General features: G+C 45.7%; 22 protein-coding genes. 7 read left to right on the top strand and 15 right to left on the bottom strand.

The window, feature by feature from the left end:
* Positions 1 to 132: 132 nt before the first annotated feature.
* On the bottom strand, positions 133 to 1,152 hold the full coding sequence (locus HP552_RS09865; protein ID WP_175395338.1) for an asparaginase: 1,020 nt from the start codon (positions 1,150 to 1,152) through the stop codon (positions 133 to 135).
* 177 nt (positions 1,153 to 1,329) lie between these two features.
* Between HP552_RS09865 and HP552_RS09860 the strand changes: the two genes are divergently transcribed.
* The 4 genes from HP552_RS09860 to HP552_RS09845 all read left to right on the top strand — a co-directional run bounded on the left by HP552_RS09860 (position 1,330) and on the right by HP552_RS09845 (position 3,327).
* Positions 1,330 to 2,025: a phosphatase PAP2 family protein gene (locus HP552_RS09860; protein ID WP_175395337.1), complete on the top strand. Its 696-nt coding sequence runs from the start codon at positions 1,330 to 1,332 to the stop codon at positions 2,023 to 2,025.
* Positions 2,026 to 2,153: 128 nt separating this feature from the next.
* Positions 2,154 to 2,411, top strand: coding sequence for a GlsB/YeaQ/YmgE family stress response membrane protein (locus tag HP552_RS09855; protein WP_175395336.1), 258 nt, complete (start codon positions 2,154 to 2,156; stop codon positions 2,409 to 2,411).
* A gap of 64 nt (positions 2,412 to 2,475) precedes the next feature.
* On the top strand, positions 2,476 to 2,883 hold the full coding sequence (locus HP552_RS09850; RefSeq protein WP_175395335.1) for a YtxH domain-containing protein: 408 nt from the start codon (positions 2,476 to 2,478) through the stop codon (positions 2,881 to 2,883).
* Positions 2,884 to 2,961: 78 nt separating this feature from the next.
* Positions 2,962 to 3,327, top strand: a complete 366-nt coding sequence (locus tag HP552_RS09845) for a DUF5665 domain-containing protein (RefSeq protein WP_175395334.1) — start codon at positions 2,962 to 2,964, stop codon at positions 3,325 to 3,327.
* Positions 3,328 to 3,340: 13 nt separating this feature from the next.
* Here the strand turns inward: HP552_RS09845 and HP552_RS09840 are convergent, their stop codons facing one another.
* The 11 genes from HP552_RS09840 to HP552_RS09790 all read right to left on the bottom strand — a co-directional run bounded on the left by HP552_RS09840 (position 3,341) and on the right by HP552_RS09790 (position 15,581).
* On the bottom strand, positions 3,341 to 4,369 hold the full coding sequence (locus tag HP552_RS09840) for a magnesium transporter CorA family protein (RefSeq protein ID WP_312884264.1): 1,029 nt from the start codon (positions 4,367 to 4,369) through the stop codon (positions 3,341 to 3,343).
* Positions 4,370 to 4,494: 125 nt separating this feature from the next.
* Positions 4,495 to 5,268, bottom strand: a complete 774-nt coding sequence (locus tag HP552_RS09835; protein WP_095292462.1) for a sigma-70 family RNA polymerase sigma factor — start codon at positions 5,266 to 5,268, stop codon at positions 4,495 to 4,497.
* Complete coding sequence (gene rsbW, locus HP552_RS09830) at positions 5,265 to 5,717, bottom strand: anti-sigma B factor RsbW (RefSeq protein ID WP_175395333.1); 453 nt, start codon at positions 5,715 to 5,717, stop codon at positions 5,265 to 5,267. The genes HP552_RS09835 and rsbW overlap by 4 nt, the downstream gene beginning before the upstream one ends.
* Positions 5,718 to 5,735: 18 nt before the next feature.
* Positions 5,736 to 6,074 carry an STAS domain-containing protein gene (locus tag HP552_RS09825; RefSeq protein WP_095361785.1) on the bottom strand — a complete coding sequence of 113 codons (339 nt, stop codon included), beginning with the start codon at positions 6,072 to 6,074 and terminating at the stop codon, positions 5,736 to 5,738.
* An 86-nt stretch (positions 6,075 to 6,160) separates the two neighbouring features.
* Complete coding sequence (locus HP552_RS09820) at positions 6,161 to 7,834, bottom strand: response regulator (protein ID WP_175395332.1); 1,674 nt, start codon at positions 7,832 to 7,834, stop codon at positions 6,161 to 6,163.
* Between the two features lie 16 nt (positions 7,835 to 7,850).
* Positions 7,851 to 8,723, bottom strand: a complete 873-nt coding sequence (locus HP552_RS09815; RefSeq protein WP_175395331.1) for a CheR family methyltransferase — start codon at positions 8,721 to 8,723, stop codon at positions 7,851 to 7,853.
* A gap of 71 nt (positions 8,724 to 8,794) precedes the next feature.
* A complete protein-coding gene (locus tag HP552_RS09810; RefSeq protein ID WP_175395330.1) occupies positions 8,795 to 12,514 on the bottom strand; it encodes a response regulator in 3,720 nt (1,239 codons plus the stop codon).
* Complete coding sequence (locus HP552_RS09805; RefSeq protein WP_175395329.1) at positions 12,511 to 13,680, bottom strand: PP2C family protein-serine/threonine phosphatase; 1,170 nt, start codon at positions 13,678 to 13,680, stop codon at positions 12,511 to 12,513. Before HP552_RS09805 ends, HP552_RS09810 begins: the two co-directional genes overlap by 4 nt.
* 334 nt (positions 13,681 to 14,014) lie before the next feature.
* Positions 14,015 to 14,359 carry a YflT domain-containing protein gene (locus HP552_RS09800; RefSeq protein ID WP_175395328.1) on the bottom strand — a complete coding sequence of 115 codons (345 nt, stop codon included), beginning with the start codon at positions 14,357 to 14,359 and terminating at the stop codon, positions 14,015 to 14,017.
* A 101-nt stretch (positions 14,360 to 14,460) separates the two neighbouring features.
* Positions 14,461 to 14,997 carry a hypothetical protein gene (locus HP552_RS09795; RefSeq protein ID WP_175395327.1) on the bottom strand — a complete coding sequence of 179 codons (537 nt, stop codon included), beginning with the start codon at positions 14,995 to 14,997 and terminating at the stop codon, positions 14,461 to 14,463.
* A gap of 71 nt (positions 14,998 to 15,068) precedes the next feature.
* Positions 15,069 to 15,581 (bottom strand): DUF948 domain-containing protein, encoded by a 513-nt coding sequence (locus tag HP552_RS09790; protein WP_175395326.1) that lies wholly within the window; start codon positions 15,579 to 15,581, stop codon positions 15,069 to 15,071.
* Between the two features lie 218 nt (positions 15,582 to 15,799).
* On the opposite strand from HP552_RS09790, the gene HP552_RS09785 reads away from it, so the two are divergent.
* Both HP552_RS09785 and HP552_RS09780 read left to right on the top strand, forming a co-directional pair.
* Entirely contained in the window at positions 15,800 to 15,964 is a 165-nt protein-coding gene (locus tag HP552_RS09785) for a DUF1328 domain-containing protein (protein ID WP_017692264.1), read from the top strand.
* Between the two features lie 408 nt (positions 15,965 to 16,372).
* The gene (locus HP552_RS09780; protein ID WP_175395325.1) at positions 16,373 to 16,837 is read left to right on the top strand and encodes a hypothetical protein; all 465 of its coding nucleotides are present in this window, start codon (positions 16,373 to 16,375) and stop codon (positions 16,835 to 16,837) included.
* A 95-nt stretch (positions 16,838 to 16,932) separates the two neighbouring features.
* Here the strand turns inward: HP552_RS09780 and HP552_RS09775 are convergent, their stop codons facing one another.
* Positions 16,933 to 17,820, bottom strand: coding sequence for a cation diffusion facilitator family transporter (locus HP552_RS09775; RefSeq protein WP_175395324.1), 888 nt, complete (start codon positions 17,818 to 17,820; stop codon positions 16,933 to 16,935).
* A 291-nt stretch (positions 17,821 to 18,111) separates the two neighbouring features.
* Here HP552_RS09775 and HP552_RS09770 point away from each other — a divergent pair, with 291 nt between their 5' ends.
* Positions 18,112 to 18,300 (top strand): hypothetical protein, encoded by a 189-nt coding sequence (locus HP552_RS09770; protein ID WP_095292429.1) that lies wholly within the window; start codon positions 18,112 to 18,114, stop codon positions 18,298 to 18,300.
* Positions 18,301 to 18,404: 104 nt separating this feature from the next.
* Here the strand turns inward: HP552_RS09770 and HP552_RS09765 are convergent, their stop codons facing one another.
* A complete protein-coding gene (locus HP552_RS09765) occupies positions 18,405 to 20,030 on the bottom strand; it encodes an ABC-F family ATP-binding cassette domain-containing protein (protein ID WP_175395323.1) in 1,626 nt (541 codons plus the stop codon).
* Positions 20,031 to 20,236: 206 nt separating this feature from the next.
* Positions 20,237 to 21,280, bottom strand: coding sequence for an MBL fold metallo-hydrolase (locus HP552_RS09760; protein ID WP_175395322.1), 1,044 nt, complete (start codon positions 21,278 to 21,280; stop codon positions 20,237 to 20,239).
* Positions 21,281 to 21,323 lie beyond the last annotated feature (43 nt).

Genomic DNA, 21,323 nt, shown 5'->3' with positions numbered 1-21,323 from the left:
TCCAAGGGTTTAGAGCTGCCGCTTACCTGCGCAGCAGGTCTTGCGTGTATATGAATGCTTATAAATCAATACCAGTTGGTATCTCATCTTTACCCGAGGTCCGGGGATTCTAATCACGCCCCTAGCTTATGGTTATACGCTTTCATCAGGTGAGTGAAGCACGAATTCACAATCTGTATGTCCTACGATATTTCCAGCATCGTTGCGAATTTCGGGAGGAAAAACATGGGACAGCCGTTCAATGGTGGTCCGGTTGGAATATCCAATCTGCTCAAGAATGGATTGAGCAATCCATGCCCATTCATCCTCAGAACCGTCGAGCACCTTAAATGTTACGCCGAGTCTTTCCTTTTTCAAGGCAAAACCGAATACACCCTTAAATCCACCTTTTGCAACAATGTTGCTGTCTTCAAGAAGTACCGAATCGACACGTCCAGTTCCTCCAACCATAAGAGGCTGGTCGTTCATTGCCGACGTAATGGTTTCTACCGCTGCCCGTGTCGGGGCATCTTCGATTAAATCCGGGCAGGCGAGCTTCAAATAAGCATTCGACAAGGCCGATAATGGCAGCGAAAATACCGGAAAGCCGCAGCCATCCGTCCCCAGTTCAATTTCCTTCTGATCAATTCCAGCCATACCAGCCATCGTCTCCAAAATTTCACGCTGCACTGGATGTTCTCTTTCGGCATAACTTTCCAGATCGAAATTTTTCATGCGGCTGTAACCCAGAATACCGAGGTGTTTACCCGAGCAATTATGCAAAATACGCCGTTTTTCCCCCTGGCTGCGCAGCCATTGATTCCGGCTCTCCTCATTCAACGGATAACTGGCGGCACAGATCAGGCACTCTTCTCCCAAACCGATTTTGGCCGACAGTTGTTCCAGCACCTGAATGTGCTCGGGCTCCGAACGATGGGAAGATGCCATGATTGCAATTTCCTTGGATGATAACCCATAGTGGGCTGCAATACCTGCACGAATGCCTGGAATGGCCTGAAAAGGTTTGGCAGATGAGCGGGTAAACGCTCTAAAGTGCGGATTCCCCGCTGAATAAACGACATTCCCTTTCTCATTCGTGATGCTTATGTGTCCAAAGTGGGCGCATTCCATAACGCCTGCACGATATTCCTTAACTAACAACGCACTCTCCATGCGAGTTCTCTCCTTTATACTCCCAGTCTCATCTCTGCTTTGCGTCATTACGCTGCATGGGATATCTTTAAATTATAGTACAAAAACGATGTTTTTTCAGTTTTTTCGACATGTTTTTCGGGTAAGCCTATACCAATCTGGAACTAATAACCAATCTTAATTGAAGGAGATCCCATCATGCTGCGTGAAAGCAATTCATCTTTCTTTGGAAGTTCCCCGCGTTTATCCTGGCGTTCCCTCTTTGTCTGGAGTGGAGTAGGCGTTTTGTTCAGTTCTGCTCTTGTTATCCTTCTGGCCGTAGTTGGTGCTTGGCTAGGGACACATTTTATCATTCAGTTGGATGATCAGATTCAACACTGGTTTTATCTCCATTCTGAATCTCGTCTTGCACTGCTGCCTGTCATTTCCTTCATTACTGCAATCGGTTCTTTCAAAATTTCGGCATTGGCAGCAATCTGTGCGGCAGCCTTATTCTTTATACAGCGCAGTCCACGATCCTTTATCTATGGTTATGTAATCCTTGGCAGCTTTGCAGTCATGTGGCTTCTTAATACAGGACTGAAAGAAATTTTTCGTCGAAGCCGTCCTGAACTTGATCATTTAATGGTGGTTCATGGATATAGCTTCCCCAGTGGTCATGCCATGATTTCCATGGGGTTCTATGGCATGTTTTTTGTAATCTGGGCAATCGAAAGACAGAGAAGATCCGCCTCCATCATACTGCCTATTGTCTGCGGTATAGGGTTTATTGGACTCATCGGAATAAGTCGAATTATGCTTGGTGTGCATTATCCTACAGACGTATTTGCCGGATTCGTTGCCGGACTGGCCTGGCTCGTCTGCATGATGGGTGCAATGAAACGAATGATCTGAGTTTCTTTCCACTTCCAGCTTGCCCATATCTGTTTCAGTTGTTTCAGCTTGATGCACGGCGTTTATATACGAAGTAAGCAAACGCGAACAGACAACATCCTGCATCAAGTGTAAAGGAGGCGGTTGTTATGTGGGGCATCATTCTTAGCATTGTATTGGCAGTTATCATCGGCCTGATTGGAGATGCACTTGCCGGTCACGATATGCCAGGAGGCATCATCGGAGCGATGATTGCCGGATTTGTTGGAGCTTGGCTGGGCGCACTGTTGCTTGGTAACTGGGGACCGGTTATCGGTAACTTCGCTATTATCCCTGCCATCATTGGTACAGCGCTCTTTGTCTTTTTGCTGGGGCTTGTGTCCAGACTGTTCAGACAGGCTGCCTGATCGGTCAACAAGGTGTTCGTTGTTTCGTTATTCGTTTCTTAATTTAAAAAAGGAGTGATTTGACATGAATAAAGCAGAAGATCAATATCCTGTACAAAGCGGTTCGACTTTCGCCAAAGGTATTTTCATCGGTGGTTTGCTGGGAGCAGCAGCAGCATTGCTCTTCGCTCCTAAACCAGGACGGGAGCTCCGGGGTGACCTCTCCGAGAAGGTTGGTATGGTTACTGATCGTACCAAGGAAGTTGCGGCAGTCGTAACCGACAAGGCGACTGAACTGGCCAAAACGGTTTCTACCAAAACGTCGGATATCGCCAAAACAGTAAACCAAGGCCGTAACGATGTTATGGATTCGGTAAGAAAGGCTTCCGCAGATGTAGCTGATGAAGCAACCAAAGCGACCAGCGAAGTCGCTTCCGCTTCCGAGGATGCAAAGGAAGATACACGAAAAGAGCTGAATTCGACCAGCCTGTAAGGGCTTGAGCGAATGGTCAATAGCCAGCTGAGTTTCAGCTGGCTATTTTTCATCCAGTGTAATAGGAGGAGGACTGACATGAGTAAAGTCACATTAAACGGAAACACCCCCGTTACCGGAACTAAACCATCACAGCAGTATGACACGGCAGAACACCCTTTTGAATTGCGCCATGAAGTAAAAAAGCTGAACACGCGACTGGACCAGCTTGCAGACAGTCTGGAAAAAGCACAGATTAAGGATATTATCGAGAATTACACCAGTCCCAAAAAACGCATCATTACCAATTTCACGGCTGGTATGGCAAGAGGACTCGGACTTACACTGGGAACCTTCGTTGTCTTGGGTCTCCTGGGACTTATACTCAGCCAGTTTGTGAACATGCCGATTGTAGGACAATACATTGCAGATCTGCTTGGGTATATTGAAGATTACAAGAGCTAGGCGATAAGAACGATTATCCTTTCCGCACGGATTTGCCTCGTTTATCGGGGTCATCAGCCGGTCGCTGCGTGGGCTTCACCCTTAACAGATCTCCGGTCCAGCCTTTCATCATCATCCATACATACATGCTGGCCATGCTGGCAAGGATGAGTGAGATGACCAATACAACCCCCCATGTCTTATCAATCAAAGGCAGGTTTTCGAAGTTCATCCCCCAGATTGCACCGGCAGCCGTTGCGGGCGTACATACTGAAGTAACGATGGTTAGTGTCTTCATAATTTCATTACCACGTACACCGGAAGTCGCATTATCTATCGAGATGAGTGTGTCGATCTCTTTTTCATAATGCTGAAATAAGCGCTCCATACGCTCTATACGGTGCTGAAGCTGCTTGAAGAAGCGACTGTCCTCCATTTCGTCCAGATAGGCTTCACGGGCAGCAGCCATTAATTCGGAATAGGGAATAAACAAATTGCTCCAATACAAGAGTTCAAAACGTGCCTCAAGGATCTGGTCCATCAGTGTCCGGGCATTACGTAATTCCATCTTTCGTTCCAGTTCCCGCAAATGTGTTTCAAATTGATCCATTCCTACATGGTAATAGTGCAATATGGCTCTGAACAGTACAAACATCCCGTCGCGAGCCGTGGTACACTGTTGCAGCATGGCTGAACGTTCCCCCGTATTCATGATCCCCCTTGTGTTATCGTCCAAATTGATCGTTACCAAGCTGTTTTGGTCTACATAGAAGAACATCTGATTATCCTTGCGTTCACTATCTTTCTCATTTTTGACAGCGTACAGTAGTGAACCAAATATGACTGGCTCTGTCCCATTCAAAAATCGTACAGACAGATAGTTGGAATGCACCTCGGGAATTTTGCGAAGCCAATACTGCATCTCTGGGAATACTTCTGTGAGTTCCTCCAATACCTCAGCCATGTCCCCCTCTTCTGGTGCCACCCAGTCCCACCATTCCCACTGCCCCGAAAAAGATAATTTGTCTCGCCTGTCTGCCAGCTTGACCTTATCCAACGTCACAATACCACTCCCGCTTTCCTATAAATCATATCTCTGAACAAATTTCAAAAAAGGACACGTATGTATTCCAGTGGAATCACGTGTCCTTCTCTATGCCGTACTTAACAACATCAGGGCTTCACATTTCATAACATTGAAGCATTTGACATGATTTGTTTCAATTTTTCAGTAGCTCTCTTCTGAATTCGGGAAACGCTCATCTGGGATACGCCCAATTTCTGAGCAATTGCCCGTTGAGACTGACCATCCTGAAATGCCAAAATAAGCACCTTTTGTTCCTGTTCCTTCAACTGTCCCAATGCCTGTTGCAAGTCCATCCGTTTTTCAACCGAATCAAAGTCGTTCACGTCTGCACTGATCAGTTCACCAAGCGTTGCTGCACTCTCGTCCTGAGATAGAGGGGAGTCGAGTGAAACATAGTGGTAACATTCCCGACCAGCCAACACTTCGATGGTTTCCTCAGGGGTCAGATCAAGGTATTCAGCGATCTCATCCACACTTGGTGAGCGTTCAAACTTCACCGTCAATTCATCAATGGCATGCTGTACAAGAGCACCCTTTTCCTTGATTCGTCGTGGTACCTGAATATACCAAGATTTGTCCCGAAGGTAGTTCTTCATATGACCGATCATACTTTTCATAGCATATGGTTCAAACGGAATACCGAGATTAATATCATACTGCTGAAGAAGACGAATCAGAGCCATTTGGCCGGTCTGATATAAGTCTTCATACAGATCCGGACGATTCCGGGCAATTTTACCTGCCGCCATTTTTACCATCGGTTCATATTTACGGATAAGAACTGTTGCAATTTCATTATCCTTGGTCTGCTGGTACTCCCAGATCAAACCTACGGATTCAGACATGGACTCTGGGGGAGTCACTTTTTCATTCATACTTTCTCCTCACTTCTTGCAAGACGTTTTACGAGTACTACTTTCGTACCTTTGCCCGTCTCACTTTCCACGCTGACATCATCCATCAGGGCTTGCATTAGATAGAATCCAAGTCCGCCAATTTGGGCATCTGTCAGTTCAGTGTCGTGAAGGCCTGCACGCGATACTGCAGGATTGACGTTTTCGAAGCTTGCACCTTCATCCTTGACTGTGATTGCCAGCGTGTCGCTGTCCACTTCAAAAACAACCTCAACCATGCCGCCTTCGTGTGAGTAGGCATAAAGTACAGAGTTGTTACAAGCCTCAGATACAGCAACTTTCATATCCTCAATGTCCTCATAAGAAAATCCCATTTTGGACGCAACACCATAAAGATTAAGTCTTACAATATCCACGTAATCAGCTGTCGCCGGTAAGTTAAGGGTGACTCTTTGAACTTCTGCATTCATTCCTTTTTCGATCCTTTCCTATTGGGAATTCTTCTGTGAGACAAAGAATTTGGCAATACCCGTCATATCAAAAAGCTTCTGAATCTGCGCAGGAACTTCTTGTACTTCAAAGCGTGCTTCCATTCCATGTCGTGCTTTCAGAACAGATAACAGGATTCCAATCCCTGTGCTATCGATATACTTCAGGTCCTTCATGTTAATAATCAAATCCTGTTCCTTGTTGTCCACAAGCGGCTCCATGACCAAACGAAATTCAGGAGCTACTGACAAATCCAGTTCGCCAGTAAGGTATACCGTGCACACGCCGTTTTGTGTTTCGGTCTTTGCATTGAATTTTTCATTTTTATTTGTATTCATTAGACATCTCTCTCCTGATCAATGGTTTCCTTACCTAATAACCCAACTTGAGCCCACATGAAACAAAAAGCAAATTAACAATTATTTCAATTGGCATGATTCATGGCTGACGAGGGGGATTTGTAGATTTGCCGCTCCTCCTGAAATCGTGACAATTTTTGCTTCACACTTCCCATTTTGACGGGTTTGCTGATGTAATCATCCATCCCGACAGCCAGGCAGCGCTGCTGGATACCTTCCATTACATTTGCAGTCATGGCCAATACGACAGGCTGTTTTTCTTTGGGCAGACTTTCCCGTATCCTGCGTGTACATTCCAAGCCATCCATCACCGGCATTTGCAAATCCATAAATATATAATCATAGTTCGGATTCTCTAGAACCATATCCAGCGCCTTCTGTCCATCTTCAGCGGTATCCGAGATAAAGCCCAGCTTGCTAAGCATAATGGCCATCAATTTCTGGTTAATCGGATGATCATCGACAATTAATACGGAAGGCTGCATTTCATAACGTTCCATATCCTCCGATCGTTCTTCTCCATTCCCATTTAACAGCTCCGTCTCTACATAACGCTGAACCTGAATTGTGAAGATAAAGGTAGCACCACGCTTTTCGCTCGTGTCCAGATAGATGTTCCCACCCATCATTTCCACTAGCGTTCGGCAAATAGCCAGTCCCAGCCCGGTTCCGCCGTATTTGCGTGTCATGGATGTATCAAGCTGGGAGAATGGTTGAAACAGGCGATCCACTTTGTCAGATGAAATGCCTATCCCTGTATCTTTTACTGCAAATTCCAGCGTCATTCTGCCGTCTTTTTCTTCGTTAATGGATACGATCAGATACACTCCGCCTTGATCCGTAAATTTGATTGCATTGGCAATCAGATTCATTAGGACCTGACGCAGTCTCGCCATATCTCCATAAACCAGTTCCGGGACAGAATCCTCCAAAAAGTAGTCCAGCTCCAGATTCTTCTTCCCCGCTTCCACAGCAAACAGGCCCAGAACTTCTTTTATACATGTAACGAGATCAAATGGATGCTCCTCGAGCTCCATCTTCCCGGATTCCATTTTCGTAAAATCAAGAATATCGTTAATAACTGTTACAAGTGCATCCGCACTTCGTCTTACGATATCGACGTATTCTTTCTGATCGTCTTTCAATTCAGTCTCCATCAGCAAATCAACCATACCGATGACACCGTTCATCGGTGTCCGGATCTCATGACTCATCATGGCGAGAAATTCGGTTTTGGCATTTGCCGCAATCTCCGCTTCCTCTTTGGCCTGAATAAGCTGCTGATTCATTTTTTCGAGTTCCTGTGTTTTCTGGTGAAGCAGCATGGTTTGGGTTTTCAGCCGTTTGTTTGTAATGAACATTTCAACAAACCCATCAATTTTCGATTTTAAAATTTGAGGAATAAACGGCTTAACCATGTAATCGATGGCACCCGCCGAATACCCGGCAAATAAATGTTCTGCTTCCCTGCTGTTGGCAGAGATAAAAATAATCGGTACATCCTTTGATTTATCGCGCGCTTTAATTAACTTTGCTGTCTCAATTCCGTCCATTCCAGGCATCTGCACATCCAGCACAATGACCGCAAATTCGTCTTTAAGCAAGCATCGAAGTGCCTCTTCTCCAGAAGTTGCCTTGACGAGTTTATATTGTTCCGATTCCAATACTGCTTCCAAAGCAAGCAGATTCTCGGGGCGGTCATCTACCAATAATATGTGGATTGGTTCATTGAGCCCCATGGCTAACCCTAACCCCCTATTTGATCTTCCGGTATATTTTTTCCGTCCGGTCTAACGGCTCGTAGGCATCGCTGAATTCCGTAAAATGTATTGATTCCTTGGATCCCAGCACAAGGATGCCGAAGTGGCTCAAGCTCTCATGAAACAGCCCGTGCACATGATTCCGCAGTTCATCATTAAAATAAATCATTACATTGCGGCAAAAGATAACGTTAAACTCGTTAAATGACCGGTCAGTTGCCAGATTATGCTCCGCAAAAATAATGTTTTTCCTCAAATAAGGATGAAACATAACGGAGTTATACTTCGCTGTATAGTATTCGGAGAAGGCTCTTGTACCCCCTGCCTCCAAATAGTTTGTCGTGTATAGTTTCATCTTTTCGATGCCATATACGCCTTCCTTGGCCTGCTGCAAAGAACGGTCATTCATGTCGGTAGCATAGATGCGTGCCTTATCATAGAGACCCTCCTCATGCAGCATGATCGCCATGGAATACACTTCTTCGCCCGTGGAACAACCCGCGTGCCAAATCCGAATATACGGATATGTTCTTAACACAGGAATGATCTTTTCACGGAACGTCCGGAACAGCGTAGGATCGCGAAACATCTCGGTCACAGGAATGGACAGGTTTTGTACGAAACGCTCAAATGCAGAACGCTCATGTAAAACCAGTTCCTGCAGACCGGATATCGTCTTAACACCTTCCGAATGGGCATAATGCCAGATTCTTCGTTTCAAAGACGGCAATGCGTAATTTCTGAAATCATATCCATATAGACGGTGCATACCTTCCAATAACAACTCAATCTCAATCAATTCGCGTTCTTCGTCTTGCGGCATGCGGACCGATTGTTCATCAGCCTCGGTAGGTTCCCACGGTGTCATAGATTCTCTCCACTTCTTCATTTGTTACTTGCGTAATAGATGTATTGTTGTTCATTACCCAAACTATCGGGTTACGAATACAGCCACACACGCATTAATGATAACAGTTGATCCGTTTGGATCGGTTTTTTCACATAATCGGATGCGCCGGCTTCAATACACTTACCCCGATCATCCTTCATGGCTTTGGCCGTCAGCGCAATAATTGGCAGTTTCTCAAACCTTGGAATCTGTCTAATCCGTGTCATAGCCTCGTATCCATCCATTTCTGGCATCATCATATCCATGAGTACAAGATCAATCTCCGGATTCTTATCCAGAATCTCCAGGGCTTCACGCCCGTTCTCAGCAAACGTAACATCCATTCGGTAACCTTCAAGCACACTCGAAAGTGCAAATACGTTTCGGATATCATCATCTACGAGCAGTATTTTTTTGCCTTCAAATAAGGTCTCCTTGTTATGAAGCTTCTGCAAAATTCTTCGCTTGTCTTCCGGCAGATTGGCTTCTACCCGGTGCAGGAACAAGGTTGTCTCATCAAGTAAACGTTCAGGTGATTTCACGTCTTTGATAATGATGGACTCCGCATATTTGCGGAGCTTCATCTCTTCCTTGCTATCCAGCTCCTTGCCTGTGTAGATAATGATCGGAAGATCATTCAGATATTGATCATCCCTGATCTGATCCAGCAATTCGAATCCGGTCATGTCTGTCAACATCAGATCCAGTACCATGCAATCGTACCGCTGGCTATGCAATTCCGTTAAAGCCTCACTGCCTGTAGATACAGCGGTTATGGCCACATCATCATGTCCAATGAGTTCTATAATGGCTTTACGCTGAACTTCATCATCTTCCACAATAAGCAAACGTTTCAACTGATTCTCTGTATAGGATTCGATATGCGAGAAGGCTTTATCCAGCGAATCCTTGCTGGAAGGTTTTTTCAGGTAGGCAATTGCGCCCATCATCAATCCCTGTTTCATATCGTCAATCACAGAAATAACATGTACTGGTATATGACGTGTTGCCGAGCTGCTTTTCAGTTCGCCCAGGATGGCCCAACCATCCATGACCGGGAGCTGAATATCGAGAATAATCGCATCCGGCAAATATTGACGGGCCATGTCGAGCCCCTTGTCTCCTTGCGTTGCCACAATCGCCTTGAATCCTCTTCCTCTGGCCATATCCATCAAAATATGAGCAAAGTTGACGTCATCTTCAATAATGAGCAATATTTTGTCTCCCTCGATGAGATTGCTCTGATCATCCTCTACATGCACGGATACAGCTGTGTCGGTTGCTGGCATCTCCATCAGGGAAGTGGCATCAGGATCCGGTGCAATTACAGTCTGCCGGCTTGAACGCAAGGTTCGGGACCGTCTTGCAGACGAATCATACTCTGCAGATGCGGCTGCTTCGATAACTCCTTCGTCCTCCGGAGCCGCTTCCTCATGATTGTCAGGAAGGTATAATGTAAACGCACTGCCCACACCTTCGGAGGATTCGACTTGGATCGCACCGCCCAATAGACGTGCCAACTCACGACTGATGGATAATCCCAGTCCGGTACCCCCGTATTTGCGGCTGGTTGTTCCATCAACTTGCTGGAAGGCCTCGAAGATCAAATCCGTTTTGTCAGAAGGTATTCCGATCCCGGTATCCTTCACGGTAAATCCGACATACTCTTGATTGGTATTCAGATAACCCGGAAGTTCCTCAGGTGTCATTTTCCGTCCAATAATGCTTACGGATCCCCGATTGGTAAATTTAAAGGCATTCGACAGCAAGTTGCGCAAAATCTGCTTCACACGGTGACTGTCGGTATACACCCATTCAGGTAAAGTGCTGTCGAATTGAATGTTTAGATCCAGTTCTTTTTTGTTCGCCATAGGCCCGAAGTTTTGTTCCACAAAAGCGGTCAATTCATCCATTCGAACCGTCTCATAATTGATATCCATCTTGCCCGCATCGACTTTGGAAAGGTCCAAAATCTCATCAATCATCTTAAGCAAATCTGCGCCCGACATATAAATCGTTTGAGCATATTCCTGCTGCTTGCTGCTGAGGTTGCCTTCCTTATTTTCAGACAGCAATTGGGACAGGATGAGCAGACTGTTCAGCGGAGTTCGAAGTTCATGCGACATATTCGCCAAAAATTCGGACTTGTATTTGCTTGTCATCGACAGCTGCATCGCCTGCTGTTCCAGCTGTGTTTTCGTTTTCTCAATCTCGTCATTTTTCTCTTCCACTTCACGAACCTGCTCTTCAAGTGCACGGGTCTTGGCAATCAGCTCGGTATTGAAATGTTCCAGCTCTTCCTGCTGACGCTGGAGCAATTCTTCAGAGCGCTTAAGAGCCCCCGTCTGTTCTTCCAGGTTTTCATTGGAGCGACGTAATTCCTCCTGCTGTGTTTGCAGTTCCTCGGATTGCACCTGAAGTTCTTCTGTAAGTGCCTGCGACTCACGCAGCAGCTCTTCCACGCGCAAGCGGCGCCGAACATTGTTAAGAATGACGCCCAAGTTCATGATCAGCTGGGAGAATAACTGCTTATGCAGATCATTAAACCCTTCAAAAGAAGCCAATTCGACCACACCGATCAGCTCATCCTCAAAAACGACAGGATAAATCATGATACTGGTAGCACGGGTAGAGCCTGAGGCAGAACCAATGTTCACATAATCTTCAGGTGTATTTTCTAGAATAATCGGTTTCATATCGAGAGCTGACTGGCCGATTAGCCCTTCACCAACCCGATATACTTCCTTGCCAACGTCCTCGTTCTCTTCAAAGGCGTAAGCACCATACCGTCTCAATTCATCGGGGTGCTTCTCTTCATCAATCAGATACACCACGCCGAGCTGTGCTCCAAGCACTGGTGTAAACTCGCTAATAAACATTTGCGAAATCTGACGAATTGAACCGATGCCGCGCAGCAATTCAGGTACTCTGGCTATATTGGAGCTCATCCAGTTCTGATCCTGCTGGGCCTTCATATAAGCCTTCTCTATTTCTAGTTTTTCTTCCAAATCAGCAGATACATCTTTGAATACACTGGCAATCTGCCCGATCTCGTCCGTGGACTTGACCTGAATACGTCTGATCGTGCGATATCGGCCTTTACCAAAACTTGTAATCATCATCGACACCGTATTCAGACCTCTTGTAATGCTTGGCAGCACCCAGAGGATAACGCCAAGTGCAAACAGAAGCCCGACAATCATAATGCCTACGGTAATCTGAACAGCACGGTTGAATTCCTCGTTCGCTTGCTTGATCTCCGTATCAATCTCCTGATCCTGAAAACGAGAGAGTGCATTCAGACTATCCACAGCTTCCTTTTGCACAGCGAGCCCTGTTGAATTACGGTAGTTATTGGCATCTTCGATACGCCCTTGAGACAAGAGGCTGAGCTGTCTCGTTGAGTACGCACCATAGGCTACCCAGGCCTCATTGACACGGTCGACCAATTGATGCTCACCTGCGCTATCTGCCCGTGCACGTACTTCCTCTAGATAGCCTTCTCCTCTCTCTTCCATCTCCTTGAGTTCACCATCGGCGGCACTAATCGAATTGTTCGGATTAAGCAACAAGTTAGTCAGCAATTTTCCTATGTCATTGACCTCTCCACGTACCGATGAAGTGTTCCTGACTTTCAGATAACGATCCTGATACATCTGATCGATCTGTTGATTGGCACTACTCATCCGCTCGTAACTCACGAAAGTGAGCACAAGTAGAATAGCCATGAGAGCAGTAAAGCCAATCAGCAGTTTATTCCTGATCTTCATTCAGCTTCCGCCCCTTTATTCAATGTGATCCATACCAAGCATTTATCATCATCCCGCTCCTGCGGAATTTCATCATCAAAAAATAACGCCTGCATCGCAGGTTCATTCCATTGATGTTCACCTTTTAACTGTTCAATCAAAAATTGGAGTTGTTCCTCCTGGTCTCCTTGAACAGCTTCTGTTAAGCCATCCGTATAGAGTGCAATATGTCCCTCACCCTCATAATGAATGGTCTGCGGTTCAATATCCATTTTGTCGAACAACCCCACCGGACAACAAACCGAATCAAATGTGGTTACACTTCCATCGCCTTGGAAAAATAAAGCTGGTGGGTGCCCTGCATTGACATAATCAATACGCTTCATTCGGGTGTCTACAACCAGGTAAATAGCTGTAAAGTAGTACTGTACCAACTGTTTTTCCAAATGCAGTTGGTTAAAACGACGATTCAGCTCCTGAATCACCTTCTCTGGATCCACATAGGTCGTAACCGTATCTTTTAGTACCGAGGCAATGAACATAGTAAACAGCGAGGAAGAGATTCCGTGCCCCATCATATCCAGCAGCAGTACTCCGTAACGGCCTTCCCCAAGTGGGTACCATGAATACAGATCCCCCGCAAGTTCGAATGAAGGCTTATAGATCGCATTGACATGGAACAACGGATCTTCGATAGCCGGACTTAATACCGCATTCTGTACCATGGCAGCCAGCTTAAGCTCGTCCTGGATGCGCTGATCACGTTCCTTATGCCAGTCCTTTTCCTGCTTCAGACGGAGAGCGAGGCGAATTCGGGCCATCAGTTCCACTTTGTTAATCGGTTTCGTTACATAATCCGACGCTCCGGCGTCCAATGCTTCGGCAAGTTTTTTGGAGTCACCGATCGCTGTAACCATAATAATGGGAATATCCTTAAGATTTTCGAATTTCTGCACAATTCTGCAGGCTTCGATCCCATCCATTTCAGGCATCATCATATCTAGCAAAATAAGGTCAATATCCGACGGTTTCGGACGGAGTTCGTTGTTTTCCTCCCCAATTCCCAATACTTCAAACATTTCCATGGCTGAACTTGCCGTTAAAATGTCACGATAGTTCTCTTTTTTCAGAATTTCTCGAATAATAATGACATTCGTCGGATTGTCGTCAACAATAAGTATTTTCATTTCTATCTCCCTTATCTGTGGCGTTCCGTTCCGGGTTTGTCGATTTTTATCAAGTCATGTAACAACCCAAAATATACATTTTTCGCGATCAATACGGCGGTAGACATAATATTTCCTACTATAACTATAATCTCAAAAGCAAAAAACTTCTATCAGTAAATGGCACCACTACAGGAAAACACACCTGCTTGCTGCCCTGTTTTTGCTGCGTTCTGATCCCGCTTCCAAACTCGCAAAAACATAGATAAGGAATGGGGATATCCCCATTCCTTATCTATGTTTTTGATCCTAAAGCCTGTCCTTTTCAGGATGCTTCGGTTAACATGTATACCAATTAATCTTTCTTTTTGGCAATAACAAGCACTTTGCCTTTATCGAGTTCAGTCTCGTAGAAGTCCGCCTCAGCTTCGGTAAAGCCCATGGATACAATTTTGGCCCGGAGTTCATCACCACGTGAACGGAACAAATTCGCCATGGAATCGAATACGCCTTCCTCCTTGATACCGATCTCCTTGGCATCAGCTGTATCAGCAATTCGATCCGTACGATCCTTCTCGTGGGCCAGAACGAAGATATGATCAGCAAGGTATCCGGTATTCTGCAGTTCTTTCACCGCTTCTACCGCTTGGACTCCGTTTTCTACCACTTTTGCATAAACTTGCGCATTGGTTGAATTCATCGTTTCCCCTCTCCTCTGATAATCTTCATTTCGAGCTGCTTTTAATATATAACCTTACGATATTTGATTGAAACGCTTCTTTAGAAGAAACTTTTTCCCTTTTACTGGAGATGATCCTCAAAAAGATCAACACCATCAATCCGCTCGGTGCCAGGCTTCATATAAACCTTGATGGCCTGATGACCTCGCAGATACACTTCTCCATCTTCAGCCACAACATAGGGCTCGCCCAAAACCTCGCGGATGGACTCAATATCCATGTCGATCCACTGCTCATTGAGCTTCAATCGGCCTTCGGTTCCATCAATGTGCACATACTGGATTTCTCCGGTATCCTCACAGAGCCCAACCTTGACATCATTGAATTCAAATTCAGGACAACCAAGGTATGGATCTACCTTCTTTTGAAGCGGCTGACCTTTCTCTGCTAAAATATGACCTTTGCTGTCATTCAGAGAGATGCCATTCAGAGTCCGAAAATGCTGAACCGGTCCGGATCGATCAGCAGCCAGATTAACCTCTGGTACTTCCTCTTCCACTACCGTCCATTGCATATCTTGAGCAGCAGGTACTGCTGCTGCCGGTTGAACGGAAAAGGGAGAAATTACGCTAAACATAACAAGCAGTAGTTTCATCATGATTCTCACCCTTTCATTTAGTTCAGTTCATCACCGCTCTGAAAGACATTCAGGATTACACAGCGGTCACGTTACTTGCGCATACGTTGCCAAACATTTGCGGCCAGATCAATATATTTCACCCAATTTTTCCCGCCCTTTGCAGTATCATTATATGTAGCTTGATAACTTTGCAGGGTCCGATCGTTCGGTGTCGCAGGCGTTGTCTGTACTTTGGCTACCTCTGAACGTTTGTTCTGCTGTTCTTGATTGTTTCGTTTGGTTTGAAATTTGGCGATCATGGTCGTGGATACCTGTTTGGCAGCCTCTGTCACCTCATTCAAAACCTCCCCAAGATTCTGTACCGATTCCATTACCGGATCAATTTGCTTCATTTTGTGCTGTACGTCGACAGTAATATCGTTGGCATGCCTTACCGTCTGTTTGACTTCATAGCTCAGTTCATCAATCGTCTTTTGAACTTCCTGAAGTGTCTTGGATACGTTGTCGAGCGAGCCTTGAGCAGATTTCAATGTACGAATTAAGAAGAAAACCAGCACTGCAAACGCCACTGCAATCAAGGCAACACTAATTTGATAGATCATAGAAGAACCTCGCTTTCTCATTTACATCGTTTTGTTATTGCTATAGTTACCCGACCATTTCAAGTGCGAAACAAATTCGAATCGAACTTCATCATATACTTAATTTGGAAAAAGCCCTTATGTTTCAAGGTAAAAACCCTAGGTTAAAGAACAACTACAACACGGCGGCGGCATTAACGCTAAGCGCCCCGAATCTCTATACGAAAGGATGAATACTCATGTTGAAATGGTCTGTACTATTTCTGATTATTGCTCTTGTTGCAGGTATTTTCGGCTTTTTCGGAATTGTTGAGGCAGCGGCTTCCATCGCGAAAGTTCTCTTCTTCATCTTTGTTGTATTGTTCGTCATCTCCCTGATTACCGGACGCAGCCGAATGCGATGAATCAAGTTAATCTCGCCACTTATTTAACAAGATTACATACAAAAGCCTAACGCGCTTGCAAAAGCCGTTGGGCTTTTGTTATGCTCTCACCTTTTTTGCATCAAACGACCCAGGCCAAAAGGTCCCCCACCTAATTATTATGTATTACACTCCTTTCGGGTCTATTCCATCCTTATTCCGCTCCAAACAGTTCCTTTATGAACAAACAGGACTTTTCTTACATAGCCAACCCGGTTTTCTCCCACTCAAGTCTGATATTCACAAGATTTCCTTATACCCACATATGCTCCAGTTGACACTGGAGAATAAAAGAAAATATTGTTAAAATGTTGATTCATAAGTGAGCTTGCCTGGTTACTTTTAACACAGAACAACAAATTACATACCTAACCCGAGGAGGAAAAACAAATGAAAAAAATCGTAAGTTTTGCCGCTGCTTTGACTTTGATGGGTTCAATGGCTGCTGCTGCCGGTGCTGAGGAAGCGGTTACTGGAACAGTAACCCCAGAGACAGGAACGGAGGCAACAACACCTGCTGAAACTACACCTGCGGTTGAAGTGAACAAACCGGTTGTAGAAACGGTTGAAGGCACAGTGGAGACGGTTACTGGTGCAACTTATGGAACGGATGAAGACAAAATCTTTGACGAGCCTGTTGTAAAACCGGGTGACGAAGTTCTTGTCCCTACAATGCTGCTCAACCTGCTGGAGCGCACATGGTTCTACGATACACCTAACGGTAAACCAATCGGTGCACTGGGTGCCCAAGTTATCGATACAACAGGTGAAGTTGTAGACGGTTTCGATGGCGGCGAATGGGTTCAAGTATACACTTGGAAAGGCAAAGCGTGGATCCACGTTGCCATTCAATAGTATCGTATAATCGTTCTAAACATAAGTAAAGAGGACAGCGCACACAGCGACTGTCCTCTTTTTTTTAACAAACGTTACCTGCCCTCTCAGACATTTCACGAATGGTCTGCCAAATCATCCATTCTCGGCTCTACGTGCACATGAACATGCATAATATTATGTGATCGCTTCAACCGTTCCTCCACTTGATCGCAGATCTGGTGACCTTCAATCAGACTAAGCCCGCCATCCACTTCAATCACTACATCCACGAGTACATGACTCCCATGTACACGGGCCTTGACGTCCTTGATCATTTCCACACCAGGAACCCGGGCGACAGATGATCTAAGATCCGTTAACTGTTCCTGATCGAATCCGTCCGTCAAGCGATGCGTGGAATCCCGGAATATTTCCCAGGCGGTTTTGCAAATCAGAAGCCCGACAGCAATCGCAGCTACCTTGTCCAACCACGGTATTCCGAATTGTGCACCCACAATCCCGACTGCGGCTCCGATACTTACCCAGGCATCTGAACGATTGTCCTTGGCAGCTGCCATGAGGGCCTGATTGTTAATCTGTAATGCCAATCGATGATTATAGCGGTACACGCCGAGCATAACCACTGCACAGATTACAGCGACCGCTGCTGACCATAGATTAGGAGCTGCAAAGTCCCCTTCGTACCACGAACGTACTGCTTCGACTAATACCTGAAGCCCGACCATGGCCATAATAAAGGAAGCAATTAAGGCAGCAACCGTTTCTGCTCTGAAATGGCCATAAGCATGATCTGAATCGGGTGGTTTCTGGGAAATCCGAAGCCCAATCAATACAGCAACCGAAGCAACAATATCCGTAAGGTTATTAAAACCATCTGCCAGCAAGGCGCTGGAAGCGAATAAATATCCACAGATTAGCTTAAAGGCGGACAATACCAGATAGGCCGCGATACTGACCCAGGCCCCTCGTTCCCCTTTACGTATTTCCTCATAAGCGTTCAAACCGGGCGACACTCCTTTTACGTTTCGTATTACGGTTTTTCCATGGTACCAAATGCCACCCGTGTGGGTCTATAGAAACAGTGTTGCCAAGTTGCATGGCTGTAGGGATGCTGAAACAAAGTTGCCAAGCTGCATTGCTGTAGGCGTAGAGAAAAAATGTTGCGCCAGTCAAAAAGTCAAGGATCCCCGCTTATTATCAGGTTGCCCTTGTGGGGCTTTTGCAAAACGTATAAAATAAGTACATCCCGTCCAATCCGGACGGCTTACTGTAAGACCGGGAGGGAAATAATGATGAGCGAAAACACTGAACCGAAGAAAATCAGTTTGCAGGATGCCATACGCCAGAAGCTGGCGCAAAAGAAACAACAGGCGAACTCCGGTAACCAATCCAGCGCCTATTTTGAAGGCGGACCAAAAGCGATGAAGAGTCAAAACAACAAAAAGCCCAACAATCAGCGCCGCCGTACGGGTGGATCCTAGAGATACCTGGAACCTATCTATGCAAAAAGAACCGCAAGCTCCTTCAACAGGGCTTGCGGTTCTTTGTATTACTGGCGTTTTTAACCTGCTCGTTGTTGCCTTAATTAAGCTTCAACAGGGTACATTTTGTTACGCAGTTCTTTAATTTCGTCACTCTCCAGATATTCATCATAGCTCATTTGGCGATCGATAATGCCATTTGGCGTAATTTCGATAATCCGGTTTGCAATCGTTTGGATGAACTGATGGTCATGGGAAGTGAACAGCATGGTGCCGTCAAAATCAATCATACCATTGTTCAGCGCGGTAATGGATTCGAGATCCAAGTGGTTCGTTGGCTCATCCAGAATCAGGGCATTGGCACCTGTTTGCATCATTTTCGCCAGCATACAGCGGACTTTTTCTCCCCCGGAGAGCACACTAGCCTTTTTCAGGGATTCCTCGCCTGAGAAGAGCATACGACCCAGGAAGCCACGAAGATACGTTTCGTCCTGATCTTTGGAGTATTGGCGCAGCCAATCGACCAAAGTCATCTCTACACCGTCGAAGTATTTCGAGTTGTCTTTCGGGAAATAAGCCTGTGATGTCGTTACACCCCAAGTATATTCACCGCTATCCGCTTCCGTTTCACCCATAAGGATGTCAAACAACAGCGATTTAGCATTACCATTAGGTCCAACGAATGCAATTTTATCCCCTTTGTTTACCACAAAGCTGACATCATTCAGCATGTTGACACCATCAATCGATTTGCTGATACGATCCACGGTTAACAATTGTTTACCCGCTTCACGTTCAGGTTTGAAGTTGATGAATGGATATTTACGGTTTGATGGACGAAGATCATCCAGCGTAATTTTGTCGAGCTGCTTCTTACGCGAAGTCGCTTGCTTCGACTTGGAGGCATTCGCCGAGAAGCGTTGAATAAAGGCTTGCAGTTCTTTAATCTTCTCTTCTTTCTTCTTGTTGGCATCACGCTGCAAAGCAAGTGCCAATTGGCTGGATTCGTACCAGAAGTCATAGTTACCTACATACAGCTGGATTTTACCAAAGTCGATATCCGCAATGTGAGTACATACTTTGTTCAGGAAGTGACGGTCATGGGATACGACAATTACAGTACCTTCATAATCCATCAAGAAGTTCTCAAGCCATTGAATGGATTCGAGATCCAAGTGGTTGGTAGGCTCATCGAGCAGCAGGTTGTTTGGACGGCCAAACAATGCCTGTGCCAGCAAAACACGAACTTTCTCATTACCGCTCAGTTCTGTCATCTTCTTCTCATGCATGTCACGATCGATACCCAGACCGATCAGGAGTGCGGCTGCATCCGGCTCAGCATCCCAGCCATTCAACTCGGCAAATTCACCTTCAAGCTCACCTGCGCGCAGACCATCTTCTTCTGTAAAGTCTGCTTTGGCATACAGCGCATCCTTCTCTTTCATGATGGAGTAGAGACGGCTGTGACCCATAATTACGGTTTCGAGAACAGGGTACTCATCATATTCAAAGTGGTTTTGCTTCAAAACGGCCATACGTTCGCCCGGGGTGATGTGCACCTCTCCCGAGTTTGCTTCAATTTCACCGGACAAAATTTTCAAAAATGTTGATTTGCCGGCTCCGTTGGCGCCGATCAGGCCGTAACAGTTGCCTGGTGTGAATTTGATATTCACATCTTCAAAAAGTGCACGTTTTCCGTAGCGGAGCGTGATGCCGCTTGTACTAATCATTAAGCATACCATCCTTTATTTTAATAATCTGCATACTGCATTAATAGCAATCATGGATTCAATATCCCGTAGCCTATTCTGGCACCATATTATAACACAAAAAAGCGGCAAATTCGAAAATTGGCCGCTTTTTACTCGTTAAAGTTTTGGTAAATGTGAAATTCATGCGGATATATCTTTACACTAACATATCTGGATCGCTTTTGTTAGTCCTTTTGATGATCCTCGTGACGAATACGTAGCGTCTCACCATGTCCAAGTACCCGAATTCGCTCTTTTTGGATTCCAAGTCGTTCACGCTCGACTTCAAGCCGGTCCAGTGCTTCCTTGGGTGTATCGTCCGCAAGTTTGAACGTGCCATAATGCATCGGAACCATGAGTTGTGAACCGGTCTCCACAAATCCTTGCAGCGCTTCCTCCGGCGTTACATGCTGGGATGTCATAAACCATTCCGGGTCATAGGCACCGATTGGCATTAAAGTGACACCAATGTCAAAGCGTTCTCCGATAGTTTTAAAGCCCTGGAAATATCCTGTATCACCCACAAAATACAACACGGGCGGACCCCCTGGTTGCTTCGATGTTTGAGTTGTTTGCGATCCAGTGGATGCTTCCTTCTGCTCGCTTGCAGCCGCACTCTCCTCAGCGGAAGTCGTCAGTGCATGATTCTGCTCTAATACATATCCACCCCAGTGGGACGTATTCGTATCAAATAACGTTCGGCGAGTCCAGTGCTGTGCAGGAACAAAAGTTATTTTGACACCGCCTAAAACCATATGCTCCCACCACTTCATCTCATGGCAACGATGAAAACCTTTGCGTACCATTTTTCGTTTGAGCCCATCCGGTACGATGAGCAACGTTTTGGCGGTGACCAGCTTCCGCAATGATGCCAGATGTAAATGATCATAGTGGGAATGGGAGATCAGGATGACATCCAGCGGTGGAATATCATGAATGGGAATACCAGGGGGACCCAGTCTCCGTTGAAATCCCATTTTTTCAGCCCACACGGGGTCAGTCACGATGTTCAGTCCATAATATTGAATAAAAAAAGTGGAGTGACCGATCCAGGTGATGGTCGTCTCATCCCGGTTGGCATGCAGATAATCCAACTCGGGCGGGTGCTTGGGCACGGTATACGAATAATCCTTCACCTTGCTCCGCCGCTGCTCCCTCCACTGCTTGAATTCCTTCAACGTTTTGTCCGTACTTACATTATCAATATTGTTATAACGGATTTTCGGCATGAAAGGGCCCTCCTCCCTTCCTAATATCTTAACCCATCCTAAG

This window comes from Paenibacillus xylanilyticus (assembly GCF_013359935.1).
GTDB lineage: Bacteria > Bacillota > Bacilli > Paenibacillales > Paenibacillaceae > Paenibacillus > Paenibacillus xylanilyticus.
This window is presented reverse-complemented; position numbering and strand designations above follow the sequence as displayed.

Excerpts from the sequence above, each read along its gene's own strand:
- HP552_RS09800 (WP_175395328.1), bottom strand. The coding sequence starts at position 14,359 with ATGAATTCAACCAATGCGCAAGTTTATGCAAAAGTGGTAGAAAACGGA.
- HP552_RS09805 (WP_175395329.1), bottom strand. The coding sequence starts at position 13,680 with ATGAAAATACTTATTGTTGACGACAATCCGACGAATGTCATTATTATT.
- HP552_RS09825 (WP_095361785.1), bottom strand. The coding sequence starts at position 6,074 with ATGAATACAAATAAAAATGAAAAATTCAATGCAAAGACCGAAACACAA.
- HP552_RS09865 (WP_175395338.1), bottom strand. The coding sequence starts at position 1,152 with ATGGAGAGTGCGTTGTTAGTTAAGGAATATCGTGCAGGCGTTATGGAA.
- HP552_RS09850 (WP_175395335.1), top strand. The coding sequence starts at position 2,476 with ATGAATAAAGCAGAAGATCAATATCCTGTACAAAGCGGTTCGACTTTC.
- HP552_RS09860 (WP_175395337.1), top strand. The coding sequence starts at position 1,330 with ATGCTGCGTGAAAGCAATTCATCTTTCTTTGGAAGTTCCCCGCGTTTA.
- HP552_RS09780 (WP_175395325.1), top strand. The coding sequence starts at position 16,373 with ATGAAAAAAATCGTAAGTTTTGCCGCTGCTTTGACTTTGATGGGTTCA.
- HP552_RS09820 (WP_175395332.1), bottom strand. The coding sequence starts at position 7,834 with ATGGGGCTCAATGAACCAATCCACATATTATTGGTAGATGACCGCCCC.
- HP552_RS09845 (WP_175395334.1), top strand. The coding sequence starts at position 2,962 with ATGAGTAAAGTCACATTAAACGGAAACACCCCCGTTACCGGAACTAAA.
- HP552_RS09790 (WP_175395326.1), bottom strand. The coding sequence starts at position 15,581 with ATGATCTATCAAATTAGTGTTGCCTTGATTGCAGTGGCGTTTGCAGTG.
- HP552_RS09810 (WP_175395330.1), bottom strand. The coding sequence starts at position 12,514 with ATGAAGATCAGGAATAAACTGCTGATTGGCTTTACTGCTCTCATGGCT.
- HP552_RS09785 (WP_017692264.1), top strand. The coding sequence starts at position 15,800 with ATGTTGAAATGGTCTGTACTATTTCTGATTATTGCTCTTGTTGCAGGT.
- HP552_RS09770 (WP_095292429.1), top strand. The coding sequence starts at position 18,112 with ATGAGCGAAAACACTGAACCGAAGAAAATCAGTTTGCAGGATGCCATA.
- HP552_RS09815 (WP_175395331.1), bottom strand. The coding sequence starts at position 8,723 with ATGACACCGTGGGAACCTACCGAGGCTGATGAACAATCGGTCCGCATG.
- HP552_RS09765 (WP_175395323.1), bottom strand. The coding sequence starts at position 20,030 with ATGATTAGTACAAGCGGCATCACGCTCCGCTACGGAAAACGTGCACTT.
- rsbW (WP_175395333.1), bottom strand. The coding sequence starts at position 5,717 with ATGAATGCAGAAGTTCAAAGAGTCACCCTTAACTTACCGGCGACAGCT.
- HP552_RS09855 (WP_175395336.1), top strand. The coding sequence starts at position 2,154 with ATGTGGGGCATCATTCTTAGCATTGTATTGGCAGTTATCATCGGCCTG.
- HP552_RS09795 (WP_175395327.1), bottom strand. The coding sequence starts at position 14,997 with ATGATGAAACTACTGCTTGTTATGTTTAGCGTAATTTCTCCCTTTTCC.
- HP552_RS09760 (WP_175395322.1), bottom strand. The coding sequence starts at position 21,280 with ATGCCGAAAATCCGTTATAACAATATTGATAATGTAAGTACGGACAAA.
- HP552_RS09835 (WP_095292462.1), bottom strand. The coding sequence starts at position 5,268 with ATGAATGAAAAAGTGACTCCCCCAGAGTCCATGTCTGAATCCGTAGGT.